Origin of the sequence: Treponema bryantii NK4A124 (assembly GCF_000421345.1) — a bacterium.
GTDB lineage: Bacteria > Spirochaetota > Spirochaetia > Treponematales > Treponemataceae > Treponema_D > Treponema_D bryantii_B.
Genome location: NZ_ATWV01000001.1, coordinates 11,704 through 37,027, shown reverse-complemented (window position 1 = coordinate 37,027; position 25,324 = coordinate 11,704). Strand labels below are relative to the sequence as shown.

Genomic DNA, 25,324 nt, shown 5'->3' with positions numbered 1-25,324 from the left:
GATGGCTGAAAAAAACGAAATCGAAAAAAGAAATATTACAGTTTTTGGTGAAGAAACAGAATTTGATGGAGTTCTTGAATTCAGCGATCGTCTTGTAATTACTGGCAAATTCAGCGGAAAGATTAATGCACCTACAGGTGATCTTGAAATTGCAAAGAATTCAGTTTGTAAGGTTGATAAAATTGATGCAAATTCAATTATCGTTGCCGGTGGCAATGTTTCTGGTGATATGAATGCTGCAGAGCGTGTAGAAATCTGTTCTGGCAGTAAAGTAAATGGAAATATTACAACTGCAAGAATCAGGATTGCAAATAACGTTGAGTTCAGCGGTGATGTAAATATGCTTGATAAGGAACCTGATGTTGACTTGTTCTCTGTAGCATCTTCAGAATATAAGCAGGCTATGATTATTCACAGTGATGTTATAAAGTAGCCTAAAAATCAGCAAAAAAAAAGCCGACTTGACAGAAATTTAAAAAAGGATGATAATAAAACTATCGGGACATTTTCTATCTTGTCTGTCCCAAAAAATCAAATAAATCTGGTGTTTTTTAATTTTTTTATTATAAATAAAATCAAAATCTAATTACAATTTATCATGAGGATTTTTTAATGGCAGCATTAAGAAAACGTCGTACAACAGACGAAAACGCAGCACAGGAGCCTGCAGAAGAAGCACAGGCTACACTTGATTTTGGTTCTAATGAACCTGAAACACAAAACGAAGCGCCGGCTACAGAAGAGCATTCAGAAGCCCCGGCAGAAACAGCTTCCGAAACAGTTGAAGAAAGTTCTTCTGGTGAACAGAATGAAGAAGGGCAGGAAGCTGGAAAGGTTATCGTAAAGAAACGCCGTGTTGTAAAAAAGACAGAAGAAACAGAAGAAAATCAAGGGGCTGCTCAGGCACCTCAAACTCCGTCAGAAGAAAAGCACTTTAATAACAATAATAATTACCGTTATCAGAATAATCAGAACAGAAATAACTTTAATAGAAAAGGTCCTGGAATGCGTAAGCCTTATGGTCGTGGTTCTTATACACCTCCTAGTCCTGAGGTTGCAGAAATGATGGCTGCCGAGGCTGCCGCTGCTGCTGAGGAAAATGCAAATAAGCCACGACTTTTGATTAATGAACTTACAAAAGAATCTATGCCAGAACTTCGTGAGCGGGCAATTCAGTATGGCTTTACTGCCGACGATCTTGCTCCTATGAAAAAGCAGGATTTGATTTTTGTAATTCTTAAAGCTCATACAGAACACGGTGGAATTATTTTTGCAGAAGGTTCTCTTGAGATTTTGCCTGACGGTTATGGTTTCTTACGCAGCCCTCAGAACTCTTATCTTCCAGGTCCTGATGATATTTATATCAGCCCTAGTCAGATTCGTCTTTTCAATCTTAAAACAGGTGATACAGTTTACGGACAGACTCGTTCTCCAAAAGAAGGCGAGCGTTTCTTTGCTCTGCTTCGCATTGAAAAAATCAACTATGACGAACCTCGCGTAGCACAGACCCGCGTTCCTTTTGAGAATCTTACACCGCTTTATCCAAATGAAAAGCTTCGTCTTGAAACTGTTTCAACAGAAGTTTCAACACGTATCGTAGATCTCTTTGCACCAATTGGTAAAGGTCAGCGTCTTTTGATTGTTGCGCCTCCAAAAGCCGGTAAGACAATCCTTATGCAGAAAATTGCAAATGCAATCACAACAAACAACCCCGAAGTATATCTAATCGTTCTTTTGATTGATGAGCGTCCTGAGGAAGTTACAGAAATGGAACGCGCAATCAAGGGTGAAGTTATTTCTTCTACCTTTGATGAGCAGGCTACCCGCCACGTTCAGGTTGCAGAAATGGTACTTGAGAAGGCAAAGCGTCTTGTAGAGCATAAGCGTGATGTTGTAATCCTTCTTGACTCAATTACCCGTCTTGCCCGCGCTTACAACCAGACAGTTCAGACTTCTGGTAAAGTACTTTCTGGTGGTGTTGACTCTAACGCTCTCTTTAAGCCAAAACGCTTCTTTGGTGCTGCACGTAATGTAGAAGAGGGTGGTTCTCTTACAATCATTTCTACAGCCTTGATTGAAACCGGTTCCCGCATGGATGAAGTTATCTTTGAAGAGTTCAAGGGAACCGGTAACTCAGAAATCGACCTGGACCGCAAGCTTGCTGAACGCCGTCTCTTCCCGGCTATCAACATCAAAAAATCTGGTACCCGTAAAGAGGAACTTCTCCTTACAGAAACTGAGCTCCAGAAAATCTGGATTCTGCGCAAGGTTCTTAACCCGATGGAAGATGTCGATATTACAGAACTCATCCTCGACCGCATGAAGAAGAGCAAGACCAACGAGGCCTTCCTCGCAAGTATGAATGCAGGCACCGCGGGAATAGAATAAAGAATAACACAAGCAATATTGACTATATGTATTGTTTTTTTTATAATAATATAATCATTTTTATCTTGTGATATTATTTATGGAATTAGTTGACGGTAGCGGAATGATGGAAGTTCGTAATGAACAAGCCAGGGGCAGCCGGGCGTAATATCGGGCAAGAATATAGGAGTTATAACAATGAAAAAGGGAATTCACCCAGACTACCAGCTTACAAAAATTACCTGCGTTTGCGGTAATGTAATCGAAACACGTTCAACTGTAAAAGACATCCACGTTGAAATTTGTTCAGCTTGCCACCCATTCTATACTGGTAAGCAGAAGCTCGTTGATACTGCAGGTCGTATTGACCGCTTCAACAAGCGCTACGGAATTAAAGACAACAAGTAGTTTTATAAAAGACTTCCAGTTTGGACGTCTTTTTTATATGCTCTTACGTAAAAAAAATGCCTTGGCCAACGGGGATGATGTTGTCCAAGGCATTTTTTATTACTCCGAGCACATAAAAAAGAATCTCAGTTGAATAATAAAACTACTTATTATCTTTATTTTAACGTGAAGGTCCATACCTTGTGTGGTTTCTTACCTTCATAGTCTGCAGGAATTGTCTGCTCTGTAATTTCTTTCCAGGTGAACTCGGAGCCAGCTGCAGTTTTTGGAGGGATCTTACTGATATCAAACTTTATTCTTTCTGAGTTTGTAGAGAAGTAGAGCCTTCCGCTCGGTGCCAGAATATTCAGACAATCCTTTACCAGCTGAGGCCAGTCACGGTTAATATCAAGAACATCGCTTGTTGCCTTGCTGTTTGAAAAAGTTGGCGGGTCTAGAATAATCAAATCATAAAGCTCTTCAGCTGCAAGCTTTCCACCTTTTGCTGCAACTGCTTTTTCCTGTAAAAAGACCTGACAGTCTGCACGGGTAAAATCATATTTCTTTTTATCAGTAAAGCCATTTAATTTCATATTATCTTTTGCCCAGGCAAGATAAGTGTTCGATAAATCAACTGATTCAACATAGCTTGCGTTACCTTGGGCTGCATAAACAGAAAAACTTCCTGTATAACAGAATAGATTTAAAACTCTTTTTTTGCTGCAGTTGTCGCGAACTGTGGCTCGAAGAGGCCTGTGGTCAAAGAAGAGTCCTGTGTCCAGGTAGCTTGTAAGGTCCAGACGGAAGAGCTGGCCCTGTTCCAGTACGAGGCCTTCAACAGGAGATGCTGAAACAAGTTCAGCATGACAGGTTTTGTTGTACTGGTCGTCATCCTTGTGGCTCTTGTGTCCGCGGGATTTTTTGATTATGTGGCTTATATCAATTCCAAGTATGTCTGCGGCAGCTTTTGCCATTGCATCAAGCCATAAAGTTTCTTCTTCATCAGCTTTTTCGTAAGGACGTTCATATAAATAAAGTACGGCCCAGGTGCGTTCTTTAATTTCTTTTTCTATGACCGGGTCATTTGCAGAAAGTCTTTCATTCTGGGCTGACATAAAGCGAGCCGCTTCGAGGACTGAATCAACTCCATCCGGTAAAAACTCGTATAAATCAAGCGAAACCGGCACTTCTGGAATATCTCTGTCATATAATCTGTAGCAGCTTACGCGATTTTTGCGCATCTGCTTACGGAGCTCTTTATATTTTCTTCGTAATCGGTTTGAAAAAAGTTCTGCCTGATATGAAGTTTTGTTATCCATATTATTTGAATTATTCATATGGCGATTTTAACATATATCTGTTATAATTAAAATATGACTGCAACCGAAAAATATCTTGCCATGAATAACGAGTTTTGCAAACTGCGTGATGCCATATACGAAAGTAATGTCGTAGAAGCAGATGAAGATCCACAGATTCAAAAGACAGTTGAAGCTGCGCTTGGTATTTTGTGTCAGTATCTTGATTATTATAAGGACTTGAATAAAGTAAAGTCGAGGGAGAAAAAATGAAAAAAAATTTATCAGTTGTTCTTAGCATTCTTTTTGCTATCTGTCTCTTAGGCACACTTTTGCTTTCTGTTGTGCGCAATAACTTCAGTTATTCTAAGCTTGTAAAAATGGCAGGCGAGATGATGAAGCCTGTGTCTGTGGCACCAGTTGATGATGGACTTTTCCATCCGGGGGATATCCGCTATTCACTTGCTGCCTATGAAGAATATGGTGATTTTGGAGATTTTGATTTAAGCAGTATTGATTTGTCTTCAATTGACCTTACAAATATGGATGTTAATGAAATTGTTCAGTCTTATCTTGATGCTGCAGGAATTGAAGTTGAGCCAGAATTCATTGCAGAGGTTCTTGCTTCTCCAGAGGTTTCTCAATTTGTTGACCAGTATGTAGGTGAAATTGTTGACTATGTTACAGGAGCTTCTGAAGAACTTAATATTAACACAGATGATGTTTTAAACGTTATGAATAAGTCTCTTGATATGTATGAAGAGCATACCGGCGAAGTTATTGACAGATCTGGAATGAAGGAAGCTGTAGAAAGCAACGTTGCTGAAGCAAAGGCAAGTATTCAGGAAAGCCTTGATGTTGTAAAGGAAGAGAACTCAGAAAGTCTTGAAGCACTTAAACAGGTTGATTTCTTCCTTTCATTAAAGTTCTTCCTTATCTGTGCTGGCCTATGCCTTCTTCTTGCTTTGCTTATTCTTTTGATTAACCGTAATATTTTTGCATGGCTCAAATATGTATTTATGCCATGCTTTATCGATGGTTTGATTATTTTTATTGCAGCTTGCGTAGCAGGCGGTATTCTTCCTGGAATTATTAAGAATGCACTTGAAGTATATGCTCTTCCAAAGGGAATTTACGAGGGTATCTGGAGTCTTGTTTCTACAGTTCTTGGTCAGATGAAGATTTATGGCCTTGTAGCTGCTGTACTTGGAATTGGACTCTTTGTTCTCGGTGCAACTTTGGGTAAAAATAAAGCAGATAAATAAAAGCCGGGTTTTAGGGGGCGCAGCCTCCTAGGAGAGGGGGTAGGCCGCAACGAATGTGCGGCCGAGGGGGAGACTTCCCCCTTATTAAAAAAAACATTATAATTGTAGTCTCTTAATTTGAATGAATCCCGCGGCCTGTGTGTACGCGGGCAATTATATTTTTTACGCGGCCCTGTGTGGTTCGCAAAAGGAATCTTATGGATTTTACAGAATTTGGTCTTGATGAAAGACTTTTGAAGGGAATTGAAGCCGCCGGTTATGTGACTTGTACACCGGTTCAGGAACAGGTAATTAAGGCTTCTAAGGCAGCAGAAGGTGCAAAGGGCCCGGATTTGTATGTTCAGTCTCAGACTGGAACTGGAAAAACTTGTGCGTATCTCGTAGCAGTTATTGGCGAGATGATTAAGGCTGAAAATGCAGGCAAAAAGTGTTTGATTCTTGCTCCAACCCGTGAGCTTGCTGTTCAGATTGAAGAAGAAGCAAAGGTTCTTGTTGGTACAAGCGGACTTAAGGCTTTCTCTGTTTATGGCGGAGTTGGTTATGAAAAGCAGATTGCGGCTTTGAAGAAGGGTGTTGATATTGTTATTGGAACTCCTGGCCGTGTAATCGATTTGAACGAAGGCGGAAACCTTGACCTCAGTAATGCTCACTTCTGCGTAATTGATGAAGCTGACCGCATGTTTGATATGGGATTCTACGATGACCTGCGAAAGATTTTGAAAAAGCTTCCTGAAGCAGAAACTCGTCAGACAATGCTTTTCTCTGCAACTCTTAATACTTATGTTAAGAACCTTGCCTGGGAATATACCCGTGATCCTGTTGAAATTACAATTGAAGCAGAAAATATTACAGTAAGTGAAATTCAGCAGGAGCTTCTCCACGTTTCTTCTGATGAAAAAATGAAGCTTCTTGTTGGTATTTTGAAGCACGAAAATCCAGAATCAGCAATCATCTTCTGTAATACAAAACGTTCCTGTGAAGTTATTGCAAAGCGTCTTGTAATCAATGAGATCCAGGCTGAATTTATGATTGGCGACCTGCCACAGAGCAAACGTCTTGCTATTTTGAAGAAGTTTAAAGCGGGGGAAATTAAGATTCTCGTTGCAACTGATGTTGCTGCCCGTGGTATTGATGTTGATGATCTTGCACTGGTAATTAACTATGACCTTCCTGTTGAAGCTGAAAACTATGTTCACCGCATTGGCCGTACAGCCCGTGCCGGAAAATCCGGAAAGGCTTACACCTTCTGTTCTGAACAGGATGTTTACAACCTTCCTGCAATTGAGCGCTATATCGAAATGCAGATTCCTGCCACTGTTGCTTATCCTGAGCAGATGGAAGAAGACAAGTCTGCCGGTATGTATATTAAGACAGAAAACTGGCGTGGCGATGATGATTATGATAACCGCGGCGGTTACCGCAAAGGTAAGGACGGCGACATTCATAACAGACGTCGTGATGACAGAGGTGACAGACACGGACATGGTGGACACGACGGTCACGGAAAGAAAGGTGACGGATATAAGAAAGACGGTTACAAGAAAGACTATAAGAAGGGCGGAAAAGGCCATGATGACAAGCGAGGAAAGAAACCTTACATTGATCCTGCAAAACTTGAAGGTCTTTCTTACGAAGAGCGCATGAAGATGTATAAGGAAGCTTATGCTTCCGGAAGTGTATCTAAGGGTGCAAAAGACATCTACAAAAACGGCGGTTACAAAAAAGACAGCTATAAGAAGGGGTCTTACAAGAAGGGTGATTATAAGAAGAATGGAAAGAAGTCTTATAATCAGCCACAGGCTCAGAAGCCGGTTGAACAGAAGAAGAGCTTCTGGCAGAAGGTAAAGTCTTTCTTTGGACGTTAAGAGGGGAATTAAATGATTACAGTTAGTGATGTAAGCTTGTCCTTCAGCGAAAAACCGCTTTTTAAGGACGTTAATCTTAAATTTAACAAAGGAAACTGTTATGGAATTACTGGTGCTAACGGTGCCGGTAAGTCTACATTTTTGAAGCTGCTGAGCGGGGAACTTGAAAAGGATTCCGGCCAGATTTTTATGACTCCGGGCGAGCGTATGGCAGTTTTGAAGCAGGATCACTTTGCTTTTGACCAGTACTCTGTAAAAGAAACTGTTATGATGGGATACCCGAAGCTTTACGAGGTAAGCAAGGCCCGCGACGAAATCTATGCAAAATCAGATTTTACAGAAGAAGACGGAATTAAGTCTGCAGAGCTCGAGGCTGAGTTTGGTGAGCTTGGCGGTTATGAAGCAGAAAATGATATTGAACAGATGCTGAGCGGTCTTGGTTTGGAAGAAGAGTTCCACGACAAGATGATGAGCGAGCTTGATGAAGGTCAGAAGGTTCGTGTTTTACTGGCACAGGCTATTTATGGTAACCCTGATGCACTTCTTCTCGATGAGCCTACAAACGGTTTGGATATTGAATCAATTACCTGGCTTGAAAACTTTTTACTGGACTTTGAAAATACAGTAATTGTAGTTTCCCATGACCGTCACTTCTTGAACACAGTTTGTACTTACATCTGCGATATCGACTTTGGAAAGATTACTCAGTTCTCTGGTAACTACGACTTCTGGTATCAGATGACTCAGATTATGCAGCGCCAGGCTCATGAGCAGCAGAAGAAGACTGAAGATAAGATGAAGGACTTGAAAGAGTTCATCCTCCGCTTCTCTTCTAACGCTTCTAAGGCTAAGCAGGCAACATCACGTAAAAAGATTTATGACAAATTGGCCGACAGCCTCGAAGAGATTCCTGTTTCTACACGTAAATTCCCTTATGTAAACTTTAAGGCAGACCGCGAGATTGGAAACAACGTTCTTGAAATTAAAGGTTTGAACTATAAAGATGCTGATGGCAACGAGCTCTTAAAGAACTTCAGTCTTACAGTAAACCGCACCGACAAAATTGCCTTTGTTGGTATTGAGCATAATTCTGTTACTGCACTTTTTGATATTATTAACGGAGTTAAAAAGCCAGATAGCGGTGAGTACTTCTGGGGACAGACAACTTCGCAGACTTATCTTCCACGTGATAATTCAGACAGCTTCAATAACGACCTGAATATTACAGAATGGCTCAAGCAGTATTCTAAGGAGCAGGATGATGCTTATGTACGCGGCTTTCTTGGACGCATGCTCTTTAGCGGCGATGAATCTTTGAAAAAGGTTAAGGTTCTTTCCGGAGGAGAGAAGGTTCGCTGTATGCTTTCTAAGCTTATGCTCAGCGGTGCAAACTGTATTACAATGGATGACCCTACAAACCATCTGGACCTTGAAGCAATCCAGTCTCTCAACGAAGGTTTGATTTCTTTCCCTGGCGTTCTGCTTTTCAGCTCACATGACCACGAGTTCATTCAGTCTATCGCAAACCGCATTGTGGAAATAACTCCAAACGGAATTATCGACCGTATGATGAGTTTTGATGACTATATCAGTGACCCTCAGGTAAGCGAGCTCCGTAAGAAGCTTTACGAAGGTACAGGTAAGAAGATTAAGTATCGAGTTTAATTGTCATCTTCAATAAATAATAGAGTGTCATGCTCGGGCTGCATTGTGTGTCATCTTCGGGCTTGACCCGAAGATCTAGACATCACAGCGATTTCTAGATTCCCGGATCAAGTCCGGGAATGACAAAAAAACTTGTCTTTTTAAACTCTTATTATTACCTTCAAAGTATGCAGGAATATTTTGTTTACATCCTTGCCAACAATTCTCATTCAACTCTCTACGTCGGAATGACAAACGACTTAAAACGCCGGCTTTATGAACATCAAAACAAACTGGTTCCAGGCTTCACAGAAAAATACAATGTAAACAAACTTGTGTATTATGAAAAAACAACAGATGTAAAGGCTGCAATTCAAAGAGAGAAGAATCTCAAAAAATGGAACAGAGCCTGGAAATTGGAATTGATAGAGAAGAATAATCCAACGTTTAAGGATTTGAGTTTAGAGTGTGAATAAACTTTGATGTCATTGTCATGCTACAAAATAGTGTCATTGTCGGGCTGCATTATGTGTCATCTTCGGGCTTGACCCGAAGATCTAGATCGGACTGAGATTTATAGATTCCCGGGGCAAGCCCGGGAATGACACAGAATGTAAAGCACGGGAATGACACAAAAGTATTGACCCTATAATCTCTTCCGCGTAATATATAACCCTATGCTTGACCTGGAATCCCTGAAAAAAGAGCTTAATCCTCAGCAATATAGAGCCGTAACTACAACTGAAGGCGCAATTCTGATTATTGCCGGCGCCGGAAGTGGTAAAACCCGTGTAATTACATTCCGTATTGCCCACATGCTGGATAAGGGAATTCCACAAAGCTCAATTCTGGCCCTTACCTTTACAAACAAAGCTGCCAAAGAAATGGCAGACCGAATCAAAACCCTTACAGAAAAAAAGCTGCAGAATCTTACGGTTTCTACCTTCCACGCTTTTGGTGTAAAGATTCTTCGCCAGGATATAGACAAGCTTGGCTGGCGTGAAAACTTTTCTATTTATGATGAAACAGACCGTGTTGCCCTTATCAAGGAATGTGGCCGCGAGCTTAAGTTTTCTCCGGAAGCAATGGATATTTATACGATAGGAAATCTTATTTCAAATATCAAAACCGGCCGCAAAAACTGGGAAACTGCAAATGACATGTACCGCCCTCTTTACGAGCTTTATCAGGAAGGACTAAAACTCTATAATGCAGTTGATTTTGACGACCTGATTGTTCTGCCGATTAAACTCTTCCGCGAGTTTCCTGAGGTTCTTGCCCGCTATCGTGAGCGTTACAAGTACCTCATGGTAGATGAGTTTCAGGATACAAGCCATCAGCAGTATGAAATGATGCACCTGCTTGCAGATAAAAACGTAGCAGTTGTAGGTGACGATGACCAGTCAATTTATTCCTGGCGTGGTGCAGATTATCAGAATATCGTAAATTTTGAAAAGGACTTTGATGTAACTGAAATCCGCCTTGAACAGAATTACCGTTCAACAGGAACTATTCTCGAGGCTGCCAATGGTGTAATCAGCCATAACACAAACCGCAAGGACAAAAAACTCTGGAGCGGTAAAGGAGCTGGTAAACCGATAGAGCTTTTTATGCCATTAAACGAAAGTGATGAAGCTGACTTTATTTCAGAATCTATTCTTGGAATTGCAGTGGAAGAAAAGCGTAAGTATGATGACTTTGGCGTACTTATGCGGGCAAATACACAAAGCCGATATATTGAGGAAGCTTTCTTAAAAAATAACATACCTTACACAATGAGCGGTGGTACTTCCTTTTTTGAACGCAAAGAAATAAAAGATGTAATCTCTTACCTCCGTGTTATTTCAAACCATGATGATGATATAAATCTGCTTCGTATTATTAATACGCCTCGCCGCGGAATTGGACGTGCCGCAATCCAGCTGATGAATGACGCAGCTGAATTAAACGGTTGTACACTATGGAATGCAATTGATTATCTTATTCATGCAGAAGCCTCTCAGGCAAGTGATGTATTAAAGGAAGATTTACAGGCCTTTGTAGATATAATTGAAGGAAACCGACAGAAGCTTTTGAGTGGCCGAGGTCTCGCCGCAAAGGTTCGTCAGTTTGTTGATGATATTGATTACAAAAGTTACCTTGTTTCTGAATATCCGAAAAGTGAAAAGGCAGTAAGCTATAAATTAAAAAATATTGAAGAGTTTACTCAATTTATTGATACCTGGGAAAACGACCCGGACAATACTAATCCGAATCTCTACAGTTACTTAAACAGAATTACTCTTGCCAGTCATGACAATGGTGATGATGAAAGCAATAAAGGTAAAGTAAACCTCATGACAATACATGCTTCTAAGGGGCTGGAATTTCCGGTTGTTTTTATAGCGGGAGTTGAAGAAGGTCTTATTCCCCATGCCCGTTCCGTTGAAGAAAATAGTGGCGATGTAGAAGAAGAAAGAAGATTGTTTTACGTTGCAATTACAAGAGCCCGGGAAAAACTGATAATGACTTCCTGCCAGAAAAGGAAAAGACGCCAGTTCAAAAATGATGACACCTATTCAGGAAGTCCATTTGATTATATTGAAGTTACACCAAGCCGCTTCCTCGATGAAATACCTGCAAATCTTGTAGAATACCATGAGCCAAAGCAGCTCACCGAGGAAGAAACCGGAGCAATGTTCAGCGACTTTTTAAGTACACTGAAATCAAAAATGTAGAAAATCTATATAAACTAGATCTTCGGGGCAAGCCCGAAGATGACAAGCTACGTTATGTGTCATTCCCGGACTTGATCCGGGAATCTAGAATTTCTCTGTCTTGTCTAGATTGTCGGGTCAAGCCCGACAATGACATAAATTGCGTTTGCTTTTAACTAAAAATCCTTGTATAATATATGCAACAAAAAACATACAGGGAATAAAAAATGAATAATCAGGTAAGTGCTTTTCTTTCTGCACATAATTTTGTAAATCATGTTGATGTACTGAGTGTTGCTCAGGCAATTCTTTATGACATGAAAAAAGGCTTAAAGAAGAAAGGAGCAGATCAGGATATGATCCGTACCTTCTGTAATCCGCCGGAAAAATCAGCTAAAAATCAGAGTGTAATTGTAATTGATGCGGGTGGAACAAACTTCCGTTCCTGCCTGGTAACTTTTGATGCTGATGGGCAGGCACAGATTTCCGAAATGGAAAAGACCCGCATGCCTGGCGTAGAGCGCGAGCTTTCCCGCAAAGACTTTTTTGAACAGATTGCAAATAATCTGGAACATCTTAAAAATAAATCAGACAGAATTGGTTTCTGCTTCTCTTATCCAATGGAGATTCAGGAGGATGGAGACGGTATTCTTCTCGGCTTCTCAAAAGAAGTAAAGGCTCCTGAAGTTGTAGGCTCTAAGATTGGCGCCTGCCTCAAGGAAGCTCTCGCTGCCCACGGCTGGAACAGCATAAAGCGCATTACTCTTTGTAATGATACTGTTGCAGCTCTGCTTGCCGGTGCTGCCTGCGCTGAAGACGGCGACCGTTATTCTTCTAACATCGGCTTTATTCTTGGAACCGGTATGAATGCGGCTTATATTCAGCCTGACTGCGATTGCTGCAATATCAAAAAGCAGATTGTTGTATGCGAAAGCGGAAAATTCCTTCGCGTAAATCGTTCTGATTTTGATGTAGATTTTGATAAAACTACCGTAAAACCTGGAACCTTCTTCCTTGAAAAGCTCTGTTCTGGTGCTTATCTTGGACCAGTTTCATGGTTTGCCCTTAAGGCTGCAGCTAAAGACGGCTTGTTTACAGAAAAAACAGCATCTGCAATCAATGGTCTTGAAACTCTTACTCTCATTGAAATGGATAAGTTCCTTCATCATCCTTATAATAAAGACTGCGTACTCGGTAAAATTGCCTGCGAAGTTGCAAGTGATGAAGATGTAGATAAAATGTTCCAGATTCTGGATGCAATTGCGGAACGTTCTGCCCGCTATTCTGCTGCAATTCTTACTGCATGTGCTGTGAAAACTGGCGAAGGTAAGAATGCTGCAAAACCAATCTGCATTTTGTGTGATGGTACAACATTCTTTAAGACTTACAAGGTTCGTGAACGCGTTTACGGCTATCTTGATGAAGTACTTACACGCCAGCTTGGAATCTACTGGAATATTGTATCTTGTGATAATGATATTACTTTGGGTGCGGCAATAAGCGGCTTGATTGACTAAGGGGTAAAAACGAGGGGGAAATATGTCTTTCAAAAAGTCTTTAGGTAAGTCTTTTGTTCTATTAATTATAATTCTCATTCTTCTGGCAGGCGGACTTTTATGGTTCGACTACCTTGGTGTAGTTCACGTAAAATCTGTATTTTCACCTGCCTATAAGATTTTAAAGAAAGACCCTCAAACTTCTTCTACCGCTACACAGTCACGTCCCCTCGTGGCTAATCTTGATGAAGATAGACTCAGAAAGCAGCGCGAAGCTCTTGATATCTTCAAAGAAGAGCTTGATAAGCGCGAATCTGACATTCAGGCTGCAGAAAAGCAGAATGAAGAGGTAAGTGCAGAGCTTGCTGAGCGTGAAAAAAATCAGGAAGAGCGAGAAAAAACATTTAACCTGAAAGTAAAAAAATACGATGATAAGAATATAAACGTTGAACAGATTGCTAAAAATCTGAATGGCATGAGGCCTGAAGCAGCGGTTGGCATTCTTGTTGCGATGGATGATCAGACTGTTATTGACGTCCTTCGCAAAGTCGAAGAGATTGCTGCCGCAGAAGGTTCTTCGTCTATGGGTTCATACTGGCTTTCTTTAATGCCATCTGACCGGGCTGCAGAAATACAGCGGAAGATGCTGAGTAAACCAGAGTCCCTCGACTAACATTCAGAACTGGCAAATCTTCAACGCATTAAGGAGATTTGCCAAGTGTCATATCAGGCAATCACAGATATCATCGCTAATCAGTCTCAAGGACAAGATTTCCTCTTATCTGCTGCAGTAAAAGATTCTCCTCAACAGTCTTCGGTTTCTTTCGCCGACGTTCTTGCGTCATTTAATAAGGAAGAAAGTAAGGTAGAAGCACCGAAACAGCCTGAGTCTGCAAAGACTTCAGAGCCGGAAAAGACTGAAAAAACGGAGAAAGAAGCTGAAAATCAGGTTGAAAAGGCAAAAGAACCTGAAAAAACTTCAGAAAATGTAACAGAAAAGACGGATTCTAAAGATTCTGACAAAAAAATAGATGATAAAAACGAAAAGTCAGAAAAGTTCGCAGTAAAAGATGAAAAGAATCTTCAGGCAAAAGAAAAGCCGGAAGCTTCTTATACTGCAAAAAAAGCCGTTAAAGACGTAAAAGACTCAAAGAAAGACAAAAAACTTACAGAAAAAGATTTTTCGCGTCTTAATGAAATTGCAGAAAAAGCTGATTCAGAAAATGACCTTTCAAAATTTGCTGCTGCCAGCCAGAAGCTTTCTGAAAATGATGAAAAGCTTTCTGTTAAAACTGATGCTGAAAATGAATCTGAAATAAAAATTAATACAGATGCTTCTGCACAAATTGCAATGAAGGAAGTTTCTTCTTCTGGAGATAATTCAAAGGAAACATCTGAATTTGATTTTTCCGGTGGGGAAGAAAAGAGTAAAAAGCAGTTTGCTCTTGATAAGGATGGAAAAATCACAGTTGAAGATCTTCGAACAAAAGCAGCAGAAGAAACAGAGCCTGCAGAGTCTAAGAAATCAGCTATTAAAACCAGTGACATTAAACTAACTAACGATAGTACGGCTGTAATGAGCGTGGAACTTAATCCAAATGCCGAAGCAGATGTTCTTTCTTTGAACACTCAGACTGCTGCAAGTAATGGTTCTAACTTCCAGGCTATGCTTTCTAATCAGCTTAGTAATGTTGCACCGGAATTTGTAAAGGCTGGTAATCTCGTACTCAAAGATAATAATCAGGGAACAATTAATCTTATTCTGCATCCGGATGATCTTGGTAATGTAAAGATTCATTTGTCTCTTGATGGCAAGACCCTGAGTGGTCATATAACAGTTGCAACTAAAGAAGCTTTGCAGGTTTTCAAGGATAACGCAGAAACCTTGCGTGAAGCTTTCATAAAGAGCGGCTTTGATGCTGCAAGCTTCGATGTTGCAATGAATAACGGTGGTTCTTTCAATCAGAGCATGGGCTTTGAAGGACAGGACGAAACAAGAAACATGTTTGCAAAACGTGCTTATGGAGAATCGGCTGGGGGGCTTAGTGCCGAGCTTGATGATATCTTCGAAAATACTGTAGATATCTCAAATTATTCTGTAAACATCGTTGCGTAAACTGACGATAGTAAAAAAGATCAGGTCATTCCGAACTTGTTTCGGAATCTCTTGAAAAGATGCTGAAACAAGTTCAGCATGACGGACGTGTAAGGAGAAATGATGGAACTACTTAGCACACAAAACAGTATTAACACTCAGATGAGTGCGAGCGAAATGCTTATGGTTGAAAACGAAGTAAACAACTATAACAAAACGCTCGTTGTGGAAGGAAGAAAAACTTCCAATGTATTAGGAAAGGACGACTTTCTGAAGCTTTTAATTACCCAGCTTCAGAACCAGGATCCAACCAGCCCTATGGAAAATACAGAGTTTATTTCCCAGATGGCTCAGTTTTCTTCACTGGAACAGATGACAAATATGAGTTCGTCTTTTTCAAAAATGGCGGCCTACATTTCAAGTTCAGAGGCCACTGCAACTTTGGGTAAAACAGTAGAACTGGATATTGGTGATACCAACGTTCAGGGAATCGTGGAAGGGGCAACTCGCGGGGAAAATCCACAGATTCTTGTGAACGGAATGTATTACAGCATGGATAAAATTAGAGCGGTTTACGCTGATTAATCGGGTAGGAAGGAAGGAATTAGCATATGATGAGATCACTTTATTCTGGAGTTTCAGGACTTCAGAATCACCAGACACGAATGGACGTAATTGGTAACAACATTTCGAATGTAAACACAAACGGTTTTAAACGCGGACGTGTTAACTTCCAGGATATGATTAGTCAGCAGATGTCAGGTGCTGCAAAACCAACAGACGAACTTGGTGGTGTAAACCCTAAGGAAGTTGGACTTGGTATGACAGTTGCCTCAATTGATAACATCTTTACACAGGGTAACCTTCAGTCAACAGGTGTTTCAACTGATATCGCAATTCAGGGTAACGGCTTCTTCCTGCTTAAGAGTGGAGAAGAATCTTTCTATACTCGTAACGGTTCTTTTGGCCTTGACCGTGACGGTACACTTGTAAATCCTGCAAACGGTATGCGTGTACAGGGATGGATGGCAGAAGATGTAAACGGCCAGATGCTTGTATCTACAGCTGCAACTCCAGAAGACCTGATTATTCCAGTAGGTTCAAAAGATCCTGCTAAGGAAACAACAAACGTAAACTTTGCCTGCAACTTAAACAAGAACACACCTGAGATTGCTGAAGGTGCAAGTGCAGACGATATCTATAAAGGAACATGGGGAACTGAGCAGAAGATTTACGACAGCTTTGGTAATGAGCACATGCTTTCAGTTTCATTCCGCCGTGTAGTTGGAAATCCTAATCAGTGGGAAGCAACTGTTTTGATTGACCCTGATAACTCAGACTATACACAGACTCGTGTAGGCCTTGGAACAACAGACGGAGTAGGAAATACTTTCCTTGTAAACTTTGATAACTATGGTGCCCTTCAGTCTGTAACAGATACAGCTGGAAACGTAACAAATCCTGAAGGACAGATTGTAATTCAGACTTCTTTTGCAGTAGCTGAATCAAATCCAGATGCAGAAGGAAATCCTTACCGCCAGACTTTGAACATCAACCTTGGTACAATCGGAAGCTTTAAGGACACAATTACACAGTCTGCTTCTAAGTCTACAACAAAGGCTTTCTACCAGGATGGATACACAATGGGTTATCTTGATAACTTCAAGATTGACTCAAGCGGAATTATCACTGGAGTTTACTCTAATGGTACAAACCGTACAATCGGTCAGATTGCACTTGCAAGCTTTGCCAACGACCGCGGTCTTGAAAAAGCCGGTGACAATACTTACGTTGAATCAAACAACTCTGGTATGGCAAGAATCGGTGAATCTGGAGTTGCCGGAAAGGGTACTCTGATGGCCGGTGCTTTGGAAATGTCAAACGTTGATTTGTCTGAACAGATGACTGACATGATTGTAACCCAGCGTGGTTTCCAGTCTAATGCAAAGACAATTCAGACAGCAGATACACTGCTTGAAACTGTTTTGAGCTTGAAGCGATAAGCTGAATAAAATATTAAGTTAAGAAAATTTTAGCCCCGGACGGTAATCCATCAACCATCCGGGGCTTTTTTTTATGCCTTATGATAAGGTGTTAAGATATCTACAAGTCGTTGTTTTTTGAAGAGCACAGCGTAATTATAAGCACTCATTCCCATCATATCTTTAACATCAGGGTCGGCACCATTTTCTGCTAGAAGCTTAACTAAAGATTCTCGGTTTGCACCAACGGCAAGAATCAGGTTGTTCTGACCTTCCTTATTGATTGTATTGAGATCTGCACCCTTTGAAATGAGGTACTTTGTAATCTTTTCATTTCCACGCCATACTGCATCCATAACGGCAGTGTAGCCTCGGTCTTCAGAAACGGCATTTAATTCAGCACCAAGTTCATAAATCATCTGGACAAATTCGAAATTATCATTACGGCAGGCGATATTTAGCATTGGAGTTCCAAGATCATCACGTGAATTTATGCTCATACCGGCTGCAAGGAATTCATGTACAACTTCTGGTTTATTTTTTGCGATATAAGTACCAAAGCAGTCTGAAGTGTAGGGTATACCACGGTCCAGAAGTTTTTTCTTGGCAAGTCGCATGCTTGCTTCATCAGAAATTTTGTTATATTTAGTCTGCAGCTTGTCAAATAAATCTTCTGCAGATTTACAGGCAATTGCAAAATCTTTGCCAAAAAGATTATTTTCATAAATTAATTTAATGTTTGTAAACACCGGAATATTAGAAGCTGCAAAAAATCCAAAGACGGTAGAAAGGCCTGCACCTAATGAAGATGAAATTCCAGCTTCGTCATTTGCCAAGAGAATACATGCTGCCAGTTCGGAAAGATTTTTTTTGTTGTGTTTAAGACTTTCAAGGGAAAGAGAGTCAGATAATATCTTATCTTTTTTATTACTTGTAGTTAAAAATGTATTACATTGATTTTCTAAATCATTATTATCAGTTAAAATCAGCCATTTCATAGTTCTATTATTATAGGGCACGATAAGACATAATACAAGATAAAAAAATGATTATAAATTAATTTCTTTTTTTCTTTTACATTCGCACTTTTATAAATTATAATAGAAGAAATGAGTGCATCAGCAGATTTAACAAACAATATTAATTCCTCAGAAATAGCTGATTATATTCAAAGAAAATGCAGTTATGTTTATACGCTGCAAAGTCCCAGTCCTGAAAATAAAGAAAAAGTAAAAACTATTGTTTTAGAATATCTCAAAGCTATAAATCTTGAAAAATATTACAATCTATTATGTCTATGTCTCGAAGAAATAATGTCGAATTCAATTAAAGCAAATATTAAACGTGCTTTCTTTATGTCAAATAATCTTGATATTAATAATCCTGAAGATTACAAAAAGGGTATGGAATATTTTAAGGAAAATGGATTATCAAAAATAAAAGATGGTACTTTTGTAGAAAAAATTAATAAAATGGGGCTTTATGTAAAACTGTACTTTAATCTGGATAATAATTGTTTTACAATTACAGCAAAAAATAATTCTGTAATGTCAAAAGAGGAAATAGAGAGAGTTAATAAAAAATTAAAACTTTCAGAAAATAAATCTCCGGAAGAGTTGTTTATGAATTCAATTGATCAGACAGAAGGAGCTGGACTTGGCATAATAATGATTAAAAAAATACTGAGTCAGCTAAGTTCTGCAGAAGATTGTTTTTCAATAAAAGCAACTGATACTGAGACTATAACTGAATTAAAAATACAAGTTTAAAAAATGAAAAAAATTATTTTACCAATACTCGTGCTTTTTATAATCAATGCTTTATTTGCTATTGATACCAGAATTACTCATTCCTACAGTTCAGATTATAGTCTGTTTCCGGAAAATAAGTTAAAAGATTTTTACATAAAATCACAGTTGAAATCTTTTCCTGTAAATTATTCTGTGCAGTCTGTTTTATCAATTCCAAAATCTGAGGCTAACGGTTTTTCCTGCGATCAGATTCTTTCAAAACTGGATCAAATGGGTGGTCTGGAAAAAGATTGTAATGGTGTTAGTTATATTGATGGAAATACAAATGAAAGAAAAGCTCTCTTTAAAAAATCTGATTTTAAGGTAGACGAAAATAATAAAAATAAGGGCGAATTGTATGTTAAGGACAAGGCTGCAGGCGGCCTTTATTTTGATGTTTCAATGAATAAATATATTGACAACGAAACATATTATGTAGTATCCGGAATTTTAAACAGGTCACCTACTAATTTTTTTGTTCGGGGAATTAAAAAAGATGAAGCTTCTATTTTTGTTTTGATGCAGGAATCAGATACAGATATAAATGTTTATGCAGTTATCCAGAGTTCTTACAGCCCTGCTAATCACAGATTCTTAAAATCTTTTGTAGAGACCTCGGTTGAAGTCAGGGTAATTGAAATTGAAAACTGGTTCTACAGAATGTTGTGTTTTGGGAAATAAAAAAAAGGCTTCTCACTTTCGTAAGAAGCCTTTGCCACAGGTTGGAATCGAACCAACGACATACGGATTTTCAGTCCGGCGCTCTACCAACTGAGCTACTGCGGCGTTGATGTATATTAATATATCTGAAAGAGCCTTTTGTGTCAATATCATAAATGGCAATTTTTGAAAAAAAATAAAAAATAAATCACTGTGAAATACTATTAAGCGCTATTTAAAGTTTTAGATAACTGTGTTAAAATGACACAGTATGAAATTAAATAAAAATCTGATTTGCTTTACAGGCGGCGGTACTGCAGGCCATATATATCCGGGGCTGGCAGTTGCAGATGAATTAAAGACACTTGCTGCTTCAAATAATAAAGAATTAAAAATTTTTTGGATTGGCTGTTCCAAAGGAATGGACAAAAATATTGTGGAAAAGGCTCTTGGTCCAGATGGAAAGCCTACTGCAGATAAATTTTATGGCATTCCTTCCGGAAAGCTCCGCAGATATCTTTCATTAAAAAATCTTACAGATTTATTTAGAATTGCCGGGGGCTTTTTTTCGGCTTTTCATATTTTACGCAAAGTAAAACCGGCTCTGCTGTTTTCTAAGGGTGGATTTGTAAGCGTTCCTCCTTGTTTTGCTGCCCATCTTTTAGGTATTCCGGTTTATACTCATGAATGTGATTTTACCTTAGGTCTTGCTAACAGATTGAATTTTAAATCGGCAGATTATATGTTTGTTTCTTATGAAGAAACAAAAAACAAATTGCCGTCTGCAGATCAAAAGCGTGTTATTGTAACTGGAAATCCGGTTCGTCCTGTTTTTTATAAGACTGAGGCAAAACGTGGTCTTGATTTTCTTGGCCTGGGGGAGAAGGAAAATCGAAAACCTCTGCTTCTTGTCCTCGGTGGCAGTTCTGGAGCTCGTCAGGTAAATCAGCTTGTTTTTGATAATATCGATTTTCTTTGCCAGAATTTTATAGTAGTACATCAGACCGGCTTGTTGAATGCAGATGATAATCGTTCTGCTGAACTTGCAAAAAAGTATCCGGAAGAATATAAGCCTTATAATTTTATTTATGAACAGATGCCGGATGTTCTTTCTGCTGCAGACCTGATTTTGAGCCGGGCAGGGGCAAACTCAATCTGGGAAGCGGCTGTTCTTCTTAAGCCGATGGTACTTGTTCCTTTATGCGGAAGCGGAACCAGAGGAGACCAGGTAGATAATGCAGAGTTTTTCAAAAGCCGTGGTGCTGCGGAAGTTTTACTTGGTGCCGAAGCAGACAGCCAGCATTTAAAAGCTGCACTTAGTAAAATGTTGGATGCAGAAAGCAGAAGTAATTATTCAGAGGCTCTGAAAAAACTTACAGGAGAGCAGCCGTCTGCTGAAAAAATTGCATCAATTCTTTTTGAGAGAGGAATAAAATGAGTTTTGTAACAATAGACTGGATTTTCAGTATCATTATTTTAATTTTTGCAGTTTCGGGATTAATCAAAGGTTTTATTGATAATGTCTTTGGAAAGATTGCTTTTGTTGCGGGAATTCTTTTAGCTTATCTTTTTTATAAGGACCTTGCGACTAGTCTTTTAAAAGATATAAAAATACCGGTTGCTGCTAACATTATTTCTTTTTTGCTGATTTTCGTAGTCACTTTTCTTGTAATAAAAATCATTCAGATGATAGTTGCAAAGGTTTTTGAGTGGAGCATTCTCAAAAGTCTGGACCGTACTCTTGGTTTTATTTTTGGAATTGTTGAAGGTATCGCAGTTGTGTGTCTTATTGTTTTCCTCCTTACAGCACAGCCATTTTTCAATACCCAAACCTTATTCGAGGAAAGTTTTTATTTCAACCTCATTCAAAGCATTTTTAACAGTGATGTAAAAAAGGAGATTGGAAATCATGTATGAGAATCTTGTAAATCAGGCAGCAGGAAAATTACTTGCAGCTGATATAAAACACAACAGACTTCCCGGGGCTGTATTGTTTGCAGGTCCGGAAGCAAGCGGAAAACTAACAGCAGCTCTTGAAACAGCAAGAATTCTTTCCTGTCATCAAACTCCTCAGGGAAAGTGGCTTTGCGAATGTCCTTCCTGTTTACAGCATAAGGCCTTAGTTTGTTCTAACCTGATGTTGATGGGGCCTCGTGATTGTTCTCTCGAAATTTCTGCTGCGGCAAAAACTTTTACCGAAGCTCATTTTATAAATGCAAAATATATTGATGCCGCAAGATACTTATTTTTAAGAAGCGTTCGTAAACTTACCTTACGTTTTAACGGAATACTCTGGGAAGGAGATTCAAACCTTAATAAGATTGGAAGTATCATTGAAGAAATTAATGAAAGTCTTGAACAGCTGGATTTTCCCCGCGATCTTCCAGATAACGGAACTGTAAAAAAACTCTGTGAAGATATTTCAAAGCTTTGTACCAAGCTTGAAGATGATTTTCTTTATGATTCTATTCCAATTAATCAGGTTAGAAACATGGAAGCCTGGGCTCATATAAAATCAGAAGAAGGGCGTAAAACTGTTATTATTGAGAATGCAGACCGTATGCAGACCAGCGTAAGAAATGCTCTGCTTAAAATTCTTGAAGAGCCACCTGAGGATGTTGTTTTTATCCTGCTTACCTCAAAGCGTAACGCAATTATGCAGACAATTCTTTCCCGTGTAAGAACTTATAATTTTACAGACAGAAGTCTTGAAGAGCAGAGGGAAGTTATTACCCGGGTTTTCCATAATGATGATTTTGCAGGTAACCTCAACGATTATCTTCTTACATATCTTCCTGTAACTCCTTCAGAAATAAAGAATCAGGCACGGATTTTTTATAATTCAGTTGCCAGCAGGCAGATTTGTAATATAGATGAAATTGTAAAAAAATGTGAGAAGTTTTATCCGAGAATTGAGCTTAGACTTTTCCTTTCAAACATTGCACTTTTTATGAAGCCAATGCTGAACAGTCAGGCGGGTAGTGAGGCGGCTGCTAAGGCCATGCAACTTCTCAGAAATTGCAGCGATAACATTACCTTATATAATCAGTCTCCTGTTAGTGCACTGGAAATTTTAATGCGTGATATGTTTGCTTTAAATAACAGCTTTGGAGGTGTCTTTTGCGCGGCTATGTAAAACGTGTACAACAGAAGGCAGAAAAGCTTTCCAAGGAACAGGTTCTTGCCTTATTGGAAGATATAGTTGATGAAAATGAAAGCCTCTATTCTGTTCTGGAATCTCTTTCTACGGGACTTTTAATTATCAATGATGATTTTCAACTTTTGCGCTATAACCAGATTGCAGAAAGCTGGCTTCCATTTTCAGAAAGACTTGAAGATATTTTAGGAAGTGAAAATCCTATCTGGGAATATATTGAAGATGAAGATATTTCTGCTTTCTTAAAGCGATGCCTTGAAAAAAATATAACCAACTCTTCAGAAGATTTTTCTACAGTGACAAGTGGTGGCACCGTGCGCTTTCTTACAGTAACAATTGCTCCTCTAATTAACGAGGGGGAATTGAACGGAAAGATGATCCTTGTTCGCGATATTACAGAAAAGAAAAATCAGGATATCCTTTTGCACAGAATGGAAAACCTTGCAAACCTCACAAATCTTGCAGCAGGAATGGCTCACGAAATTAAAAATCCTCTTGGTGCAATTAGTATTCATATTCAGCTTATACAAAAGGCTTTGGAAAAGGCCCGCGAAAACAGCGGTGTACTGCCGGCCAAAAAGTTTGTTGAAGATCATATTGATGTTGTAAATGAAGAAATTGACCATCTTAATAAACTTGTAATGGATTTTCTACTTGCTGTTCGTCCGGTAAAGGCTCAGCTTGAACTTAAAGAACCTGATAAATTAATTGATGGTCTTATTTCTTTCTTTAAGCCTGAATTTAACCGCGAAGGAATTGAAGTTATTTTTAAACCTTCCGAAAGTGGAAAAAGAATTCTTCTTGATGAAAAACTTTTTCGCGATGTAATCATGAATATTTCCCAAAACTCCCTTGCGGCTTTGAAGTCAAAATATAATGGCGGCGGCGAAACCGCAATGGAAAGAGGGGCAAAGTTCTGTATTTCAAATTCTATTCGTGATAACAAATTTATTATCACAATAGCAGACAATGGCTGCGGCATGTCTGAAGAAAGTCTTTCAAAAATCTTTGAACCTTATTATACGACAAAGGCAAACGGAACCGGACTTGGCATGACAATGGTCTACAAAATCATAAAAGAATTTTCAGGTGAAATTATTGTTGATTCCAAGGAAGGTCAGGGAACTGCTTTTACAATCACCTTCCCGATTCCACAAAAGGATGTAAAATTACTGAGCTCGGAGGAACGCTAAATGGTTATCTTAACTATTGATGATGAAGAGAATATCCGTAACGGACTTGCAGATAATTTTGAACTTGAAGGCTATGAAGTAAAGCAGGCTGCCAGTGGAGAGGAAGGTTTAAAGCTGATTGCTGAAGGTGGAATTGACCTTGTAATTACAGACCTCCGCATGGACGGAATCAGTGGCAGTGAAGTTGTAAAAAAAGTTACCAGTGAGTATCCTGGAATTCCGATTATTGTTTTGACCGGTCACGGAAGTATTGATGATGCGACTGCAGCATTGAAGGCCGGTGCTTTTGATTTTTTAACGAAGCCTCTTGATCTGGACCACTTAAATAAAATTGTAAAAAATGCCCTGCAGGGAAAAATTCTTGCAGAAGAAAATCGCCAGCTCCAGGCTAAGCTTTTAAAATCTCAAAATGGCGATGAGATGGTTGGTAAGAGTGATTCTCTGAGCCGCGTACGTCAGATGATTTCTAAAGCAGCTCCAAGCAGGGCCAGCGTTTTGATTACCGGTGAGAGTGGTGTTGGTAAGGAACTTGTAGCCAAGGCTGTACATGAACAGTCTGACAGGGCTAAAGGGCCTTTTGTGGTTGTGCATTGTGCTGCTTTGAGTGAGACCTTAATTGAAAGTGAACTCTTTGGTTTTGAAAAAGGGGCCTTTACCGGCGCTGAAAATTTACATAAGGGACGCTTTGAACTGGCTGATGGCGGAACAATTTTTCTTGATGAAATTGGTGAAGTAAATCTTGCGACCCAGGTAAAGCTGCTCCGGGTTTTACAGGAACATAAGTTTGAAAGAGTAGGTGGAGAAAAATCTATAGAGGTTGATGTCCGGGTTGTTGCGGCTACAAACAGAAATCTTGAAGAAGAAGTTAAGGCCGGTAAGTTCCGTGAGGATTTGTTTTATCGCCTGAATGTTGTTCGCATTGAGATGCCAAGTCTGCGTGAACGCATGGATGATATACCTCTTTTAATGCACGCTTTTTTACGAGAGTTCAATATTGAGAACAAGAAAAACATCCGTGGATTTGACAAGGCTTCTAAAGCTGCCATGATAAAATATAACTGGCCGGGAAATATCCGTGAATTGAAAAATGCCGTTGAAAGTGCTGTTGTAATGTGTACTGGTGATGAAATTAAAATGGAAGATTTACCTAGAGCTTTGAGAAGTCAGGGGGAGGAAAAGGTAATTACTATTCCAATCGGCATTACAATGGACGAGGCTGAGAAGATTATCATTCAGGAAAACCTGGCAGCGAATAAAGGGAATAAATCCAGAACAGCTGATATACTGGGAATTGGTAGAAAGACCCTGCATAGGAAACTTGAAGAACTGCAAATAGAATAGATTGCCACGTCGCATTCGCTCCTCGCAATGACGAGGAGCGTTTTTTTTATTGTCATTCCCGTGCTTGACACGGGAATCTAAGAATCAC

At 39.4% G+C, this 25,324-nt stretch carries 23 protein-coding genes and 1 tRNA gene; 21 read left to right on the top strand and 3 right to left on the bottom strand.

The genetic code is table 11. The features are described 5' to 3' along the window. The first annotated feature begins 1 nt into the window (after position 1). The 3 genes from G626_RS0100180 (at position 2) to rpmE (ending at position 2,775) form a co-directional block, all read left to right on the top strand. The gene (locus G626_RS0100180) at positions 2 to 433 is read left to right on the top strand and encodes a bactofilin family protein (RefSeq protein ID WP_022930767.1); all 432 of its coding nucleotides are present in this window, start codon (positions 2 to 4) and stop codon (positions 431 to 433) included. Between the two features lie 179 nt (positions 434 to 612). After that, positions 613 to 2,388 carry a transcription termination factor Rho gene (gene rho, locus G626_RS0100175; RefSeq protein WP_022930766.1) on the top strand — a complete coding sequence of 592 codons (1,776 nt, stop codon included), beginning with the start codon at positions 613 to 615 and terminating at the stop codon, positions 2,386 to 2,388. A gap of 177 nt (positions 2,389 to 2,565) precedes the next feature. Further along, complete coding sequence (gene rpmE / locus G626_RS0100170) at positions 2,566 to 2,775, top strand: 50S ribosomal protein L31 (RefSeq protein WP_022930765.1); 210 nt, start codon at positions 2,566 to 2,568, stop codon at positions 2,773 to 2,775. A gap of 155 nt (positions 2,776 to 2,930) precedes the next feature. Here rpmE and G626_RS0100165 read toward each other — a convergent pair whose 3' ends face one another. Beyond that, positions 2,931 to 4,091 (bottom strand): class I SAM-dependent methyltransferase, encoded by a 1,161-nt coding sequence (locus tag G626_RS0100165; RefSeq protein WP_022930764.1) that lies wholly within the window; start codon positions 4,089 to 4,091, stop codon positions 2,931 to 2,933. A gap of 36 nt (positions 4,092 to 4,127) precedes the next feature. Here G626_RS0100165 and G626_RS0100160 point away from each other — a divergent pair, with 36 nt between their 5' ends. From G626_RS0100160 to flgE, 11 genes are all read left to right on the top strand, one after another. Further along, positions 4,128 to 4,325 (top strand): hypothetical protein, encoded by a 198-nt coding sequence (locus G626_RS0100160; protein ID WP_022930763.1) that lies wholly within the window; start codon positions 4,128 to 4,130, stop codon positions 4,323 to 4,325. Next, complete coding sequence (locus G626_RS0100155) at positions 4,322 to 5,317, top strand: hypothetical protein (RefSeq protein WP_022930762.1); 996 nt, start codon at positions 4,322 to 4,324, stop codon at positions 5,315 to 5,317. The genes G626_RS0100160 and G626_RS0100155 overlap by 4 nt, the downstream gene beginning before the upstream one ends. A gap of 197 nt (positions 5,318 to 5,514) precedes the next feature. Beyond that, the gene (locus G626_RS0100150; RefSeq protein ID WP_022930761.1) at positions 5,515 to 7,182 is read left to right on the top strand and encodes a DEAD/DEAH box helicase; all 1,668 of its coding nucleotides are present in this window, start codon (positions 5,515 to 5,517) and stop codon (positions 7,180 to 7,182) included. 12 nt (positions 7,183 to 7,194) lie between these two features. Further along, complete coding sequence (locus G626_RS0100145) at positions 7,195 to 8,847, top strand: ABC-F family ATP-binding cassette domain-containing protein (RefSeq protein WP_022930760.1); 1,653 nt, start codon at positions 7,195 to 7,197, stop codon at positions 8,845 to 8,847. Positions 8,848 to 8,966: 119 nt separating this feature from the next. Next, positions 8,967 to 9,302: a GIY-YIG nuclease family protein gene (locus G626_RS0100140; protein ID WP_022930759.1), complete on the top strand. Its 336-nt coding sequence runs from the start codon at positions 8,967 to 8,969 to the stop codon at positions 9,300 to 9,302. 210 nt (positions 9,303 to 9,512) lie between these two features. Next, a complete protein-coding gene (locus G626_RS0100135) occupies positions 9,513 to 11,543 on the top strand; it encodes an ATP-dependent helicase (RefSeq protein ID WP_414503149.1) in 2,031 nt (676 codons plus the stop codon). 206 nt (positions 11,544 to 11,749) lie between these two features. Then, positions 11,750 to 13,039, top strand: coding sequence for a hexokinase family protein (locus G626_RS0100130; protein WP_022930757.1), 1,290 nt, complete (start codon positions 11,750 to 11,752; stop codon positions 13,037 to 13,039). A gap of 22 nt (positions 13,040 to 13,061) precedes the next feature. Then, complete coding sequence (locus G626_RS0100125) at positions 13,062 to 13,691, top strand: periplasmic-type flagellar collar protein FlbB (RefSeq protein ID WP_022930756.1); 630 nt, start codon at positions 13,062 to 13,064, stop codon at positions 13,689 to 13,691. Positions 13,692 to 13,736: 45 nt separating this feature from the next. Next, positions 13,737 to 15,134, top strand: coding sequence for a flagellar hook-length control protein FliK (locus tag G626_RS0100120; protein WP_022930755.1), 1,398 nt, complete (start codon positions 13,737 to 13,739; stop codon positions 15,132 to 15,134). A gap of 99 nt (positions 15,135 to 15,233) precedes the next feature. Next, positions 15,234 to 15,698: a flagellar hook assembly protein FlgD gene (gene flgD, locus G626_RS0100115; RefSeq protein ID WP_331270664.1), complete on the top strand. Its 465-nt coding sequence runs from the start codon at positions 15,234 to 15,236 to the stop codon at positions 15,696 to 15,698. Between the two features lie 26 nt (positions 15,699 to 15,724). Then, positions 15,725 to 17,116, top strand: coding sequence for a flagellar hook protein FlgE (gene flgE, locus G626_RS0100110; protein ID WP_022930753.1), 1,392 nt, complete (start codon positions 15,725 to 15,727; stop codon positions 17,114 to 17,116). Positions 17,117 to 17,187: 71 nt separating this feature from the next. Here flgE and G626_RS17060 read toward each other — a convergent pair whose 3' ends face one another. Next, positions 17,188 to 18,093: an ankyrin repeat domain-containing protein gene (locus G626_RS17060; protein ID WP_022930752.1), complete on the bottom strand. Its 906-nt coding sequence runs from the start codon at positions 18,091 to 18,093 to the stop codon at positions 17,188 to 17,190. Between the two features lie 111 nt (positions 18,094 to 18,204). On the opposite strand from G626_RS17060, the gene G626_RS14835 reads away from it, so the two are divergent. Then, complete coding sequence (locus G626_RS14835) at positions 18,205 to 18,864, top strand: hypothetical protein (protein WP_022930751.1); 660 nt, start codon at positions 18,205 to 18,207, stop codon at positions 18,862 to 18,864. A gap of 3 nt (positions 18,865 to 18,867) precedes the next feature. Further along, a complete protein-coding gene (locus G626_RS0100095) occupies positions 18,868 to 19,566 on the top strand; it encodes a hypothetical protein (RefSeq protein ID WP_022930750.1) in 699 nt (232 codons plus the stop codon). 32 nt (positions 19,567 to 19,598) lie between these two features. Here the strand turns inward: G626_RS0100095 and G626_RS0100090 are convergent. Continuing rightward, a tRNA-Phe gene (locus G626_RS0100090) sits at positions 19,599 to 19,671 on the bottom strand. A gap of 145 nt (positions 19,672 to 19,816) precedes the next feature. On the opposite strand from G626_RS0100090, the gene G626_RS0100085 reads away from it, so the two are divergent. Genes G626_RS0100085 through G626_RS0100065 form a run of 5 tightly spaced genes read left to right on the top strand, consistent with a single transcriptional unit; the run spans position 19,817 to position 25,236 of the window. After that, positions 19,817 to 20,983, top strand: coding sequence for a UDP-N-acetylglucosamine--N-acetylmuramyl-(pentapeptide) pyrophosphoryl-undecaprenol N-acetylglucosamine transferase (locus tag G626_RS0100085; RefSeq protein WP_022930749.1), 1,167 nt, complete (start codon positions 19,817 to 19,819; stop codon positions 20,981 to 20,983). After that, the gene (locus tag G626_RS0100080) at positions 20,980 to 21,462 is read left to right on the top strand and encodes a CvpA family protein (protein WP_022930748.1); all 483 of its coding nucleotides are present in this window, start codon (positions 20,980 to 20,982) and stop codon (positions 21,460 to 21,462) included. Before G626_RS0100085 ends, G626_RS0100080 begins: the two co-directional genes overlap by 4 nt. Continuing rightward, complete coding sequence (locus tag G626_RS0100075; RefSeq protein ID WP_022930747.1) at positions 21,455 to 22,681, top strand: DNA polymerase III subunit gamma/tau; 1,227 nt, start codon at positions 21,455 to 21,457, stop codon at positions 22,679 to 22,681. The genes G626_RS0100080 and G626_RS0100075 overlap by 8 nt, the downstream gene beginning before the upstream one ends. Next, positions 22,666 to 23,895, top strand: coding sequence for a two-component system sensor histidine kinase NtrB (locus G626_RS0100070; RefSeq protein ID WP_022930746.1), 1,230 nt, complete (start codon positions 22,666 to 22,668; stop codon positions 23,893 to 23,895). Before G626_RS0100075 ends, G626_RS0100070 begins: the two co-directional genes overlap by 16 nt. Next, the gene (locus G626_RS0100065) at positions 23,896 to 25,236 is read left to right on the top strand and encodes a sigma-54-dependent transcriptional regulator (protein WP_022930745.1); all 1,341 of its coding nucleotides are present in this window, start codon (positions 23,896 to 23,898) and stop codon (positions 25,234 to 25,236) included. The last annotated feature ends 88 nt before the right edge of the window (positions 25,237 to 25,324 follow it).